This window comes from Pseudomonas sp. B6002, from assembly GCF_013385985.1.
In the GTDB taxonomy this organism is placed as follows: domain Bacteria; phylum Pseudomonadota; class Gammaproteobacteria; order Pseudomonadales; family Pseudomonadaceae; genus Aquipseudomonas.
The window spans coordinates 172,267-185,572 of record NZ_JACAOY010000023.1; the positions used below are offsets into that span (position 1 = coordinate 172,267).

Annotated in this window: 12 protein-coding genes; 7 read left to right on the plus strand and 5 right to left on the minus strand. The window is 63.3% G+C overall.

The genetic code is table 11. From position 1 onward, the window contains the following. Positions 1 to 42 precede the first annotated feature (42 nt). Both HX792_RS24555 and HX792_RS24560 read left to right on the plus strand, forming a co-directional pair. Positions 43 to 462, plus strand: a complete 420-nt coding sequence (locus tag HX792_RS24555) for a polyribonucleotide nucleotidyltransferase (RefSeq protein ID WP_176998507.1) — start codon at positions 43 to 45, stop codon at positions 460 to 462. 15 nt (positions 463 to 477) lie between these two features. Further along, on the plus strand, positions 478 to 1,371 hold the full coding sequence (locus HX792_RS24560) for a cation diffusion facilitator family transporter (protein ID WP_176998508.1): 894 nt from the start codon (positions 478 to 480) through the stop codon (positions 1,369 to 1,371). Here HX792_RS24560 and HX792_RS24565 read toward each other — a convergent pair. Continuing rightward, positions 1,368 to 2,474, minus strand: coding sequence for a DUF6515 family protein (locus HX792_RS24565; protein ID WP_176998509.1), 1,107 nt, complete (start codon positions 2,472 to 2,474; stop codon positions 1,368 to 1,370). The two genes, HX792_RS24560 and HX792_RS24565, sit on opposite strands and share 4 nt — an antisense overlap. Positions 2,475 to 2,906: 432 nt before the next feature. Here HX792_RS24565 and HX792_RS24570 point away from each other — a divergent pair, with 432 nt between their 5' ends. Together HX792_RS24570 and HX792_RS24575 are read left to right on the plus strand one after the other, a co-directional pair. Next, a complete protein-coding gene (locus HX792_RS24570; protein WP_003194418.1) occupies positions 2,907 to 3,386 on the plus strand; it encodes an Lrp/AsnC family transcriptional regulator in 480 nt (159 codons plus the stop codon). A 197-nt stretch (positions 3,387 to 3,583) separates the two neighbouring features. Further along, positions 3,584 to 3,793 carry a DUF2788 domain-containing protein gene (locus tag HX792_RS24575; RefSeq protein WP_025999909.1) on the plus strand — a complete coding sequence of 70 codons (210 nt, stop codon included), beginning with the start codon at positions 3,584 to 3,586 and terminating at the stop codon, positions 3,791 to 3,793. Here HX792_RS24575 and HX792_RS24580 read toward each other — a convergent pair. The 4 genes from HX792_RS24580 to HX792_RS24595 form a co-directional block, all read right to left on the minus strand. Continuing rightward, entirely contained in the window at positions 3,788 to 4,423 is a 636-nt protein-coding gene (locus HX792_RS24580) for a pseudouridine synthase (RefSeq protein ID WP_256349897.1), read from the minus strand. The two genes, HX792_RS24575 and HX792_RS24580, sit on opposite strands and share 6 nt — an antisense overlap. Before the next feature lie 67 nt (positions 4,424 to 4,490). Next, positions 4,491 to 5,990 carry an AMP nucleosidase gene (gene amn, locus HX792_RS24585; RefSeq protein WP_176998510.1) on the minus strand — a complete coding sequence of 500 codons (1,500 nt, stop codon included), beginning with the start codon at positions 5,988 to 5,990 and terminating at the stop codon, positions 4,491 to 4,493. A 148-nt stretch (positions 5,991 to 6,138) separates the two neighbouring features. Next, positions 6,139 to 7,788: an acyl-CoA dehydrogenase family protein gene (locus HX792_RS24590; protein WP_176998511.1), complete on the minus strand. Its 1,650-nt coding sequence runs from the start codon at positions 7,786 to 7,788 to the stop codon at positions 6,139 to 6,141. An 89-nt stretch (positions 7,789 to 7,877) separates the two neighbouring features. Beyond that, positions 7,878 to 10,256 (minus strand): hybrid sensor histidine kinase/response regulator, encoded by a 2,379-nt coding sequence (locus tag HX792_RS24595; RefSeq protein ID WP_176998512.1) that lies wholly within the window; start codon positions 10,254 to 10,256, stop codon positions 7,878 to 7,880. A gap of 286 nt (positions 10,257 to 10,542) precedes the next feature. On the opposite strand from HX792_RS24595, the gene HX792_RS24600 reads away from it, so the two are divergent. The 3 genes from HX792_RS24600 to hemL are packed head-to-tail and all read left to right on the plus strand — an operon-like array spanning position 10,543 to position 13,300. Then, positions 10,543 to 11,340: a hydroxymethylpyrimidine/phosphomethylpyrimidine kinase gene (locus HX792_RS24600; RefSeq protein WP_176998513.1), complete on the plus strand. Its 798-nt coding sequence runs from the start codon at positions 10,543 to 10,545 to the stop codon at positions 11,338 to 11,340. A gap of 19 nt (positions 11,341 to 11,359) precedes the next feature. Further along, positions 11,360 to 11,986 (plus strand): thiamine phosphate synthase, encoded by a 627-nt coding sequence (thiE, locus tag HX792_RS24605; RefSeq protein ID WP_176998514.1) that lies wholly within the window; start codon positions 11,360 to 11,362, stop codon positions 11,984 to 11,986. A 30-nt stretch (positions 11,987 to 12,016) separates the two neighbouring features. Further along, on the plus strand, positions 12,017 to 13,300 hold the full coding sequence (gene hemL, locus HX792_RS24610) for a glutamate-1-semialdehyde 2,1-aminomutase (RefSeq protein WP_176998515.1): 1,284 nt from the start codon (positions 12,017 to 12,019) through the stop codon (positions 13,298 to 13,300). The last annotated feature ends 6 nt before the right edge of the window (positions 13,301 to 13,306 follow it).

Consider the following 13,306-nt stretch of genomic DNA (forward strand, 5'->3'; position numbering starts at 1 on the left):
CTGGCTTATAGTTTCGTATTAACAGTGTCCAGGAGAGTCTCCATGCGTATCGCTTCCCGCATCATCGGCGGTGTCCTCACCGTCACCTTGCTGAGCCAGTTGACGGCCTGCGGCTCGATCTTCTTCCCCGACCGCCGTGGCCAGATCGACGGCAAGATCGACCCCACCGTCGCCGTGCTCGATGCCATCGGCTTGCTGTTCTATGTGATCCCGGGCCTGATCGCGTTCGGCGTGGACTTCGCCACCGGCGCCATCTATTTCGAGCCGGGCAAGACCGCCCAGGTGGCTCCGGAAAAACTCCACGAAGCCATCGGCGCCGACGGCAAGGTCGACAACGCCAAGCTGCAAACCATCATCCAGAAAGAAACCGGCCACCGCCTGCCGCTGGACGACCCGCGCATGATCCAGTTCAAGGGCAGCGTGCAGCAACTCGCCTCCCTGGGCCTGAAACCCGCCGCCTAAGGATTCGACCCGCCTATGACCAGCAGCCCCGAACACGCCCGGCTTTTGCGCCTGGCGACGCGCGCCTCGGTGGGCGTGGCCTGTGCGCTGATTATCACCAAGGCCATCGCCTGGTGGCTCAGCGGCTCGGTGAGCATGCTCGCCGGGTTGACCGACTCACTGCTGGACGGCGTGACCTCGCTGCTGAATTTGCTGGCGGTGCATTACGCGCTGCGCCCGGCCGATGACGATCACCGTTACGGGCATGGCAAGGCGGAATCGTTGTCGGGTATGGCCCAGGCGCTGTTTATCGCCGGCAGTGCGGTGCTGATCGCCTTCCAGGCCTATCAACGTTTGCAGCACCCGGAGCCCGTCGGTGCGCCGTGGTTGAGCATCGGGGTAATCGTGTTTTCCCTGGTGATGACCGTGGCGTTGCTGATGCTGCAACACCGAGTGATCCGCGAAACCGGCTCCAACGCGGTGCGGGCTGACTCGCTGCATTACCGCTCCGACCTGATGCTCAATGGCAGCATCCTGGTGGCGTTGGTGTTGGCCGGTTTCGGGTTCAATCAGGTGGACGCCTGGTTTGGTCTCGGGATCGCGGCCTACATCCTGTGGAGTGCTATCCAGATTGCCCGGGAAAGCTTCGCGGTGTTGATGGATGAGGAACTGCCACCGGACGTGAGCCAGCACATGTTGGAACTGGCGCGTGGCGTTCCGGGGGTGTTGGGCGCGCATGACCTGCGCACGCGGATTTCCGGCAGCCACTGGTTTGTGCAACTGCACCTGGAGTTGCCAGGAGAATTGACGCTGTCAGTGGCCCATGGCATCAGCGACCAGGCCGCCGACGCCATTCACAAAGCCTACCCGCGTGCCGAAGTGCTGGTGCACGCCGACCCGCGGGAGGTGGTCACGGGCAACAAGGCCTAGTACTGCACCTGATAGCCGCGACTGCTCAGGCAGTTGCCTTGGGCCTGGCGGTAGGTTTGCACCACCGCTGGATCCGGGGCGTAGGTCACTGCCTGCGGGTCAAAACCACTTTGCTGCACCGCCCAGCGATAACAGTCGTAGCCGTCCTGCTGCACCTGGGCCGGTGATTGGCCATTGGTGGGATAGGCGACTACGTCATAGCCATTGCCCTGGGGCGCCGGCGGCTGTGCAGGCGGTTGCACCACCACGTACTGCTGCGAGCTGGTTTCGTAGGTGTAATAGGCACCGGCGGCGACGAAGAACAGCGCACTGCCCACCCACACTTCCCGAGCATAATCGGGCAGGTATTGCACGCGGATGCCGTAAGGCGGCGTCACCACCACATAACGCGGGCCTTGGGGACGGTACCAGTAGCCACCGGAGAAGAAGTAATCCTGGCCACGGTACGGCACGCGGTAGTTGCGGTCGGTGAAGCGGTCGACGGTGTACCCCGGGCGATATTGGGGCCCCGGGCCCCAACCATTGCCGTGGCCATCCGGGCGGCCCGGCCAGCGAACGTCATTGGGGTGGCCGTTGAAACCGCCTCCCGGGCGCGGGCCTGGGCCGTTACCGCCTTGCCAATGCGGGTTGCCGTCGTTGCGGCGCGGGATGTCCTGGTAGTAACCCTGGCGCGGTTCCTGGGTTTGGCGCACGGTATCCGGGCGTCCCTGGATAGGCAGGTTGTTGGCCGGCTGGGCCGGTTGCGGCGCAGGCCGAGGCTGTTCGGCGCCTTGCGGGCGCCCTTGCCATTGCCCACCGCCACGCTGCTCGCCGCGATCAAAATGCTCGTTCTGCGGGCGTGGCGGGTTGTTTTCGAAATGTTGATTCTGCGGACGCGGCTGATTGTTTTCAGGCCGCGGTTGAGGGTTCTGAGGGCGCGGCTGATTATTCTCAGGTCGCGGTTGGTTGTTCTGCGGTCGCGGCGGTTCGTTGCCTTGCCGCCCGCCTTCGGGCCCTCGTTCATGCTGACCACCGCCTTCAGAGCGTGGGTCGTCGGCCATCACTTGCGTGCCGACGCTGATCATCAGCAAACCTACACCTGCCATACGCCAGATGCGCTTCATGCTATTCCTCACTGCGGATTAGGGCCTAGAGTGTCCGGCCTCATACCATGAGACTGGAAAAGCCTCACCCGGTTCTAAGACAGGTTATCAGTCACGAGAACAATTTTCTGAAGGCAAAGAAAAAGGGGTGACCCGTCGGCCACCCCTTGAGAATTTCGTCCTGGCTCAACGCTTTTGACGTTGGCTCACCTCACGCCGTCTTGTGGACAGTGTGCAGCCTGGAGGCCGGCTCAACCCTGCTGGGGTGGCGGCCGCAGCGGGCCTGATTGGGCGGGCTGCAGTGGACTGTTGTCCAGGCGGTGATTCTGTTGATAAAGATACCCGCGAGCGCCCGGCAGATGATTGCGAAGATTGCGTCAATAAACAGTGCTTGCGCAATTTTTAACCCTTCATAGATAATTAACCGCAATAGTTACGACAAAGGCCAACCCAATGAGCAAGCTTGACCGATACGACCTGAGTATTTTGGCGGAATTGCAGCGCGACGCGAGGATCTCCAACCAGGAGTTGGCCGAGCGTATCGGCCTGTCGCCATCGCCCTGCTCACGCCGGGTCAAGCAGTTGGAGGACGACGGCTACATCGCCCGCCAGGTCGCGCTGCTCGACCGCAAGATGCTCGGCTTGAGCCTCACGGCCTATGTGTTGATCGGCATGGACCGCCACACGCCCGAGCGTTTCGAGAACTTCGAAGCCGCCATTCGCACCCTGCCCCAGGTGCTGGAATGCAGTTTGGTCACCGGGATGGATGCCGACTACCAGTTGAAAGTGGTGGTGCCGGACATGGACCACTACCAGAAACTGCTGCTGGGCCACCTGACCCGCATTGAAGGCGTGACCAGCGTGCGCTCCAGCTTTGTGCTGAACCAGGTGCTCAACAGCACCGAATTGCCGCTGACGCACCTGCGCACTTAAGACCGCCGCATAACCAATGTGGGAGCTGGCTTGCCTGCGATGCAGGCGGCTCGGTGTATCAGCCTATCCGAGGTGATGCTATCGCAGGCAAGCCAGCTCCCACATTGGCCGCGCCACGACGCAGGTCAATGTTGTGCCTGTAACACTGCCGTATACTTTCCCGCCTGCCTTGTCGGAAAAATTCCCGCATGAACAACATCGACCCCGCCCTGTTTGAAGAATGGATGATGACCGGCCTGGTCACCATTCTGATCATTTTCATGGGCTTTATCGTCTGGGACCTGGCGAAGAAGTCCAAGGCCGGGCGCTTTGGCTCGTTCATCCTGTTCTTTGTGCTGGGGCTGGGCGTGGCCGCGTTCATCATCAAAAGCGTGGTGATCGGCCTGATCGAGTCCGGCGCTTTATAAGCGCGCCGGCACTTCCTTCCACTGGCCCTGGTCCAGGCCGGCGATCGACCAGTCACCGATACGCACACGCACCAGGCGCAACGTCGGCAAACCCACGGCGGCGGTCATGCGCCGAACCTGGCGGTTGCGCCCTTCCCGAATCACCAACTCCAACCAATGGGTGGGCACGCTCTTGCGAAAGCGCACCGGCGGGTTGCGCGGCCATAGCTCAGGCTCATCCAACTGCCGAGCTTCGGCGGGCAAGGTCATACCGTCGTTAAGCTCCACGCCCTCGCGCAGGCGTTGCAGTTGTTCCTCCGTCGGCTCGCCTTCCACCTGCACCCAGTAGGTTTTCGCCAGCTTGTGCTTGGGATCGGCAATGCGCGCCTGCAGCTGGCCATCATTGGTCAGCAGCAACAAGCCTTCGCTGTCGCGGTCCAGGCGACCGGCCGGGTAGATGCCGGGGATGTTGATGAAGTCCTTGAGTGTCGCGCGCCCGCCTTCGTCGCTGAACTGGGTCAGCACGTCGAACGGCTTATTGAACAGGATCAATTTGGGCTCGGCCGGTGGCGCCTTGGCGACACGGCGTGCAGCGGAATACGGAGGTTTCACGCCAGGGCGGCGCGAATCGGGACGAGTGGAACGGGACATGGCTTCGGTACATCTAACGGTCAGGACCGACAATGCTAGTGGCCTGACCGTTAAATGACCATCCCGACTAGCGGAACGGCGGCTCGTCGAAGCTGCGCAGTTTGCGCGAGTGCAACGAGTTGAGTTCGGTGCGCAGCAGATCCACCGCCTCGATGCCGATCTTCAAGTGCTGGCTCACCGCACGCTCATAGAACGCGTTGGCCGAGCCCGGCAGCTTGATCTCGCTGTGCAGCGGTTTGTCCGAGACGCACAGCAACGTGCCGTACGGCACCCGCAGGCGATAGCCCTGGGCGGCGATGGTGCCGCTTTCCATGTCCACGGCCACGGCGCGCGACAGGTTGATCAGCGGACGCTCCTGGGCCCAGCGCAGTTCCCAGTTGCGGTCGTCGTAGGTCAACACGGTGCCGGTGCGCAGGCGTTTTTTCAGCTCTTCGCCCTTTTCGCCGGTGACGTTGGCCGCCGCCTGCTGCAAGGCCAGCTGCACTTCGGCCAGGGCCGGGATCGGGATGTTCGGCGGCACCACGCGGTCGAGAATCCCGTCGCGGCGCATGTAGGCGTGGGCCAGCACGTAGTCGCCGATGGTCTGGGATTGGCGCAGGCCGCCGCAGTGGCCGATCATCAGCCAGCAATGCGGACGCAGCACGGCCAGATGGTCGGTGATGTTCTTGGCATTGGACGGGCCAACGCCGATGTTTACGAGGGTCACGCCATGGCCATCGCTGGCCTGCAGGTGGTAGGCCGGCATCTGGTAACGGTGCCAGACCACGCCCGCGGCGATGGCAGAGGCTTCGCCATGGTCCATGGACTTGTCGATCACCACGTTGCCCGGCAGCACCATGCGGATAAAGCGCGGGTCGCTGCGCAGTTGTTCCAGGCCATGCAGGATGAACTGGTCAACGTAGCGGTGGTAGTTGGTCAACAGGATCCACGGCTGCACATGGCGCCAGTCGCTGCCGGTGTAGTGCACCAGGCGGCGCAGGGAGAAGTCCACGCGGGCCGCATCGAACAGCGCCAAGGGCAGCGGGTCGGTGTTTTCCCAGTCGTAGAGGCCGTCGGCGATGCCATCGGTGGCCGCCGACAGGTCGGTGCTCGGGAACACACGGGCCAGGGTCGCTGCGGTCACGCCGGAGCCGGCCAGCTCGTCGCCCTGCTCCACCACGTACGGGTAGGGAATGTTCTGTTCGCTGACGCCCACTTCCACCGTCACGGTGAAGTCGTGCATCAGCGGCACCAGTTGCTCCAGCAAGTATTTACGAAACGCGCCGGGATGGGTGACGGTGACGCTGTAGGTCCCCGGCAACTGGACCTTGGCATACGCCCGGGTGGTCTGTGGGACTTCGCCGTGGCAGTGGTAGGTCAGGCGCAGTTCCGGGTAGCGAAACAGCGCACGTTGTTCGGCGTCGGGCTCGACGCGGTCTTTGAGGTATCGCTTGAGGGCTTGGTTGAGCGCGCCGGTAGCACGCTCATGCAGAGCCGCCAGCCGATCCACGGCTTCCTCGGCGGTTTGAACGACAACAAAAGCTTCGGTCACGGTAAGCATCCTGTGTTCTGACGTGCAGGCCTTCATCTTGCCTGTATCCCAGCTTCACCGAAACACCGGCGTTGGAAACACCTCACCTTGTAGGAGCCGGCTTGCCGGCGATGGCGGCCTCAAGTCGTGTATTGAATTCAAGGGCCTCATCGCCGGCAAGCCGGCTCCTACAGGGGGGCGGCGATCAGAAAGTGGGGGTTGAGCGGGTGACGATGGCTTCTGCATCCACGCCGCGCGGCAAGGTGCCGTATACCCGGCCTGACGATTCGCCTAGGCGGCTTGCAATGAAGCCATCGCTGACTGCCGCATTCCCGGCCTCCAGCAACAGCTTGGCCTGCAACGCCACGGCTATGTCCTCGGTCAATTGCCGTGCGCGGTATTGAATGTCCTGGGTGTCCATGAAAGCCGACTTCAACTGCTCGATCTGCCGCGCCAGCCGCTTGTCGCCATGCCCGTCCCCCAGCTCGACGAACAAGGCCTCCAACACACCGGGTTCTTTCGACAGTGCTCGCAATACATCCAGGCATTGCACGTTGCCGGAACCTTCCCACGTCGAATTCACCGGTGCCTCACGGTAGAGGCGCGGCAGGATGCTGTCTTCCACATAACCCGCACCGCCCATGCATTCGGCCGCCTCGTTGATCATCGCCGGCGCCCGCTTGCAGATCCAATACTTGCCCACCGCCGTCACCAGCCGGGCGAACTTGGCCTCCCTCTCATCGCCCAGGTGATCCAGTGCGCGCCCCATGCGCATGCTCAAGGCCAGGGCGGCCTCGCTTTCCAGGGCCAGGTCGGCCAGCACGTTTTGCATCAGCGGTTGCTCGCTGAGCACACGCCCGCCGACCGAACGGTGGGCGCAATGATGGCTGGCCTGGGTCAACGCCTGGCGCATCAGGGCGCTGGAGCCGACCATGCAATCAAAGCGGGTCATGGCGACCATTTCGATGATGGTGGGCACGCCCCGGCCTTCTTCGCCGATCATCCAGGCCAGGGCACCACGGAACTCCACTTCGCTGGAGGCGTTGGAGCAATTGCCCAGCTTGTTCTTCAGGCGCTGGATGTAAAATTCGTTGCGCGTGTCATCCGGGCGGTGCCGGGGCAGCAGGAAACAGGTCAGGCCTTTGTCGGTCTGGGCCAGGGTCAGGAAGGCATCGCACATCGGCGCCGAGCAAAACCACTTGTGGCCCACCAGTTCGTAGGCCTGCCCGGGGCCGCCCGCGCCCACGGGATAAGCGCGGGTGGTGTTGGCGCGCACATCGGTGCCGCCTTGTTTCTCGGTCATGGCCATGCCAATGGTGGCGCCCGCCTTGTGGGCGATGCCAACGTTGCGCGGGTCGTATTGGGTGTTGAGGATTTTCGGCAGCCAGGCCTGCGCCAGGTCCGGTTGCAGACGCAGGGCCGGGACGCAGGCAAAGGTCATGGTCAGCGGGCAGCCCGTGCCGGCTTCCGCCTGGCTGTGCAGGTAGGTCATGGCGGCGCGGGCCACATGGGCACCGGACTGCGGATGGGCCCACGGCAACGACGGCAGGCCATGTTCAACCGCCGTGCGCATCAGCTCGTGGTACGCGGGGTGAAACTCGACCAGATCGACCCGATGACCATACCGGTCATGGCTGTTGAACACCGGCTTGTTCTGGTTCGCCAGGAACCCGGCCTCCATCAACGGCCCACCGGCCAGCGCACCGTAGGCGTCTATACGCGCCTCGGCCCAGCCGGCGCCAAAGCGGCGCGACCATTCCTGCAGGGGCAAGTCGACGCGGTACAGGTTGGTGCCGTCGAGCGACGGGGGCTGGTTGGTGACGTCGTGGGTTTCGGCAAATTGATGCAGGTTCATGACGGGCCTCCTGGAAAAAAGGCCGCGTTCAGTTGGGCCCGTTTTTCAGTTAAGCACCGTCACCCCCCTTAAAAAAGTGGCATACGCGCCTAATGCTCGGCGCTTTCGCCCTCTAGCGGGCACAACAAACGGCGCTCCAGCACCGCCTGCAACGCCTCGAACCGCACCGGCTTGGCCAGGCGATCCGTCACGCCAATGCCATGGCAACGCTCGCGTTCCGGGGCCTGTAACGAAGTGCTCAAGGCAATCACCGGCAGTTCGCCACAGCCCGGCAAGGCGCGGATCTGACAACACAGTGAGAAGCCGCCTTCTGGCACATCCAGTAACACAGCATCGAAGGTTTCACTCTGCAAGATCGCCAAGGCAGCCGGGCCGTTGTCCACGGTTTTGACCCGATAGCCAAGCTTGAGCAGCATGCCGCGCACGGCCAACTGGCCCACGCTGTTGTCATCCACCAGCAGTACCGCGCACTCCTGGGGCGCACGCTGACTGAATGGCTCCGGCCCGGTGGTCTTGGGCTCGGGCGCGACCTGGGAGACGCTCACTTCCAACTGGAACCGACTGCCCTTGCGCGGCTCGGAATGATGGGTCAGCCGCCCGCCCAACAGCTCGATCAACTGACGGCAGATCGCCAGGCCAATCCCCAGCCCCCCGTATTCACGGGTGGTCGAGCCATCGAGCTGGAAGAAGCGCTGGTACAGGGTGGCTTCGTCGAGGAACGCAAAGCCAATGCCGGTATCGGTGACGATAAAACTCAGGCGCAAGCTGCCATCACTGTGCGGGACGCCCACCACGCGCAGGCGCACGACCCCTTCATGGGTGAACTTGAAGGCGTTGTCCAGCAGGCAGTCCAGGCACTGGACCAGTTTGTCGGCGTCGCCCATCACGCGGTCCGGCAACTCGTCGGCCACGTCAATGGAAAACGCCAGGCCCTTGCTCTGGGCGCTGGCGTTGAACTGTTGGCGCAAAGTGTCGAGCACGCCGCGCAGGCTGAAGACCTGGGCCTGGGCGCTGAGGCGGCCGGCCTGCAGTTCGGTGAGGGTGAGGATGCCGTTGACCATGCGCATCATGTCCCGCGCCGAGCCAGCGGCCGTTTGCTGGTATTGCGCGAGGTCATCGCCCAGCGGCACGGTCTGCATCAGCTCAAGGGAGCCGATCACACCATTCATCGGGGTGCGCAGTTCGTGGGTCAGGGTGGCCAGGAACTCGTCCTTGAGCCGATTGCTGCGGGCCAGTTCCTGGTTGAGCACTTCAAGCTTCTGGCTGGCGTCGAAGAGGATCTGCGCCTGCTGCTCGCGCATGCCGTTGATGCGGTCGGCCAGGGCCAGGGACAGCAACGCCACTTCGATGGCCGAGCCGATCTGGCTGGCGTACATGGTGAGGAACACATTAGGCAAGTAGCCCAACACCATCATCGTGTTGACCACCCCGCCCAGCAGGAACGCCGACCAGGCGATGATGAAATAGCGCGCCATGCGCTGGCCGCAGCACCAGGCTTTGATCGCGGCGACAAAGATGGTCACGGTGAACACCAGCGCCAAGCCGGTGGCCAGGCGCAGCGCCACGGCGTAACTGGTCAACAGCGCCAGGGCCATCACCAGCCCACCACAGGCGGCCAGCCCCAGCAGGATCCGATCCAGCCAACGACTGTGCTGCGCGGTATGCAGGAAGCTGCGCGCAAACAGGCTGCCAAACAGCGCTGCCGAACCGATCAGGAACGGCACCGCCGCGTTCGTCCACCACGGGTTGTTTGGCCAGAAGTACTCCACGGCCACGCCATTGACCGACAACTGGTACAGGCCGAACGAGGCAATATAGAAGATGTAATAGAGGTAGCTGGTGTCGCGCACGCTCAGGTAGATGAACAGGTTGTAGATCAACATGCCGAGCAGCACGCCATAGATCGCGCCCAATACGTACAGGCGCAGCGGCTGTTCTTCCAGGTAGGCGGTGCCGGCCCACAGCGTCAATGGCGCCTGGATCGAGCCTTCACTTTGCAGGCGCAGGTAGATCGTTTCCTGCTGGTCGGGCACGAAGTTGAGCTTGAACAGGTAGTTGCTCTGGCGCACTTCCCGGCTGGAAAACGGCAGCGCGCTGCCGGTGCGAGTAGTGAGGCGATAGTTGCCGGTGCCATCGTTCTGGTACAGGTCCAGGCGATTGAGCGGCGGGTAGGCCAGTTCCAGGAACCAGGTGCGCGGGGCGCGGGCATCCTTGGCGACGTAATGCAGGTCGACCTTGAGCCAGAACACCGAGCGCGAATAGCCGGCATTGAGGGTGGCTTTGTCATGGGTCTTGAATTTTGAAGCGTAGGCAGGGGAGCTGACGTCGGCGATGGTGAGGGCGTCGGTGGGGTCTTCCAGCACTTGCATGACCCGGCCCAGCGGCAGGCTGCGAGTGCCCTGGTCGAACTCGATGGCGCTGGCGAGCATCGGCAGCCCGCACAATAGTAAGATCAGCAAATAGCGCATAGAGCCCCAGCGTGGCCTGTCCGGTTCTGTCAAAAGCCCCCATTCCTTTTGAGAAGACGTATACCGGCGATACATTAAGTTGTTTGGATCCACTTTAGCATAGCCGGTACAGGCCATTAGACACCATTGAAATAATTTTTTGAAAGGCTCTAGAACAGCACTTTCAGCGACTTTTTCGGCATCAAAACGGGCTGACAAACAGCCACAAACCCTGACTGGCAGGCGGTGAAATTCCCCCCTCGCCAGACAGCCACGCAAAAAGCGTTTGGTGGTAAGCTCGCGCACCATGAATATCTACAGCTCTCGCCCCGTTGTCCTCTGTCTCTCCGGCCACGACCCAAGTGGTGGCGCCGGCTTGCAGGCAGATATCGAAGCCCTGCTCGCCCAGGGTTGCCATGCGGCCCCGGCCGTCACCGCCCTGACCGTGCAGAACACCGTCAATGTCAGCGATTTCCGCGTGCTCGACCGCGAGTGGGTACTGGCCCAGGCCAATGCCGTGCTCGGCGATTCCGAAGTGGCGGCCGTCAAGCTGGGCATGCTCGGCTCCACGGCGATGGTCGACACCGTGGTCGAACTGCTGCAGGCACACCCCCACCTGCCGGTGGTGTGCGACCCGGTGCTGCGCGCCGGTGGCGGTGGCAGCCTGGGCAAGGACGAGGTCGGTTATGCGATGCGCGAGCGGCTGTTGCCGTTGTCGCTGATCGCCACGCCGAACCTGCCCGAAGCGCGCATCCTGGCCGAGCTGCCAGACGGCACGGCCGACGAATGCGCCGAGAAGCTGCTGCCGTATATCAAGCACCTGCTGATCACCGGCGGCCACGGCGACGAGCACGAAGTGCACAACCGCCTCTACAGCCGAGACGGCACGCACCAGACCTTTACCTGCCAGCGTCTGCCAGGCAGCTACCACGGTTCGGGCTGCACGCTGGCCAGCGCATTGGCCGGGCGGATTGCCCAGGGCGAAGGCCTGGTGAGCGCCGTGCAATCGGCACTCAACTACACTTGGCGCACCCTGCGTGATGCCGAACAACTCGGCCAGGGCCAGTTCGTGCCGCGCCGCTTGCCGCTGGATTTTTGCTCGTAAGACTTAAGAGGCCTGCCCGATGAAACTACGTGGCCTGTATGCCATTACCGACAGCCAACTGTTGGCCGGCAAATTCCTCGCCTACGTCGAAGCGGCGCTGGACGGCGGCGTGGCCCTGTTGCAGTACCGCGACAAAAGCAGCGACGAAGCCCGGCGCCTGCGTGAAGCGGAAAAGCTGCGGGAGCTGTGCTCGCGCTACAAGACCCAGTTGATCATCAACGACGACGCCGAACTGGCCGCGCGCCTGGGCGTCGGCGTGCACCTGGGGCAAACCGACGGCCCGCTGACCCCGGCCCGTGCGCTGCTCGGGTCCAAGGCGATCATCGGTTCCACCTGCCACAGCCAGATCGAACTGGCCGAGCAGGCCGCCCGGGAAGGCGCCAGCTACGTCGCCTTTGGCCGCTTCTTCAATTCCAGTACCAAGCCCGGCGCACCTGCCGCCACCGTTGAAATGCTCGCCCAGGCCCGCGCCCGCGTGCAATTGCCGATCTGCGTGATCGGCGGCGTGACCCTGGAAAACGCCGAGCCGCTGGTGGCCCACGGTGCCGACCTGCTTGCCGTGGTGCACGGCCTGTTCGGTGCCGACAGCACCGCGGAAGTCACCCGTCGCGCCCGTGCGTTCAACGCCCTTCTGCTCCTTAAATAGAAAGCAAGTTTGAATTCAGAGAGCCCCATCATGTCCCGTTCCGAAACGCTGTTTGCCAATGCCCAGAAACACATCCCCGGCGGTGTGAACTCCCCCGTGCGTGCGTTCAAGAGCGTCGGCGGCACGCCGCTGTTCTTCAAGCATGCCGAAGGCGCCTACGTTACCGACGAAGACGACAAGCGCTATGTGGACTACGTAGGTTCCTGGGGCCCGATGATCCTCGGTCACAGCCACCCAGACGTGCTGGACGCGGTGCGCAAGCAGCTGGAACACGGCTTGTCCTACGGCGCACCGACTGCCATGGAAACCGAGATGGCCGACCTGGTCTGCTCGATCGTGCCGTCGATGGAAATGGTGCGCATGGTCAGCTCCGGCACCGAAGCCACCATGAGCGCCATCCGCCTGGCCCGTGGCTTTACCGGCCGCGACAGCATCATCAAGTTCGAAGGCTGCTACCACGGCCACTCCGACAGCCTGCTGGTTAAAGCCGGCTCGGGCCTGCTGACCCAAGGCGTGCCAAGCTCGGCCGGTGTACCGGCCGCGTTCGCCAAACACACCCTGACCCTGCCGTTCAACGACATTGGCGCCGTCGAGCAGATGCTCAACGAAGTGGGCCAGGACGTGGCCTGCATCATCGTCGAGCCGGTCGCCGGCAACATGAACTGCGTGCCACCGGCACCGGGTTTCCTGGAAGGCCTGCGCGCGCAGTGCGACAAGCACGGCGTGGTGTTGATTTTCGACGAAGTAATGACGGGTTTCCGCGTGGCCCTCGGTGGCGCGCAAGCCTATTACGGCGTGACGCCCGACCTGAGCACCTTCGGCAAGATCATCGGCGGCGGCATGCCGGTGGGCTGCTTCGGCGGCAAGCGCGAGATCATGCAGCACATCGCACCGCTGGGCCCGGTGTACCAGGCGGGCACCCTGTCGGGTAACCCGCTGGCCATGGCCGCCGGCCTGACCACCTTGCGCCTGATCAGCCGCCCGGGCTTCCACGCCGAGCTGACCGACTACACCACCCGCCTGCTCGACGGCCTGCAACAGCGCGCCGACGCCGCGGGCATTCCGTTCGTGACCACTCAAGCGGGCGGCATGTTCGGCCTGTACTTCAGTGGCGCCGACGACATTGTTACCTTCGATGACGTGATGGGCAGCGATGCCGACCTGTTCAAGCGCTTCTTCCACTTGATGCTCGAAGGTGGCGTGTACTTGGCGCCGAGTGCCTTCGAAGCCGGTTTCACGTCGATCGCCCATGGCGAAGCCGAGTTGAAATTGACGCTGGATGCTGCCGAGCGCGCCTTCGCGGCCCTGAAATAAGTGACG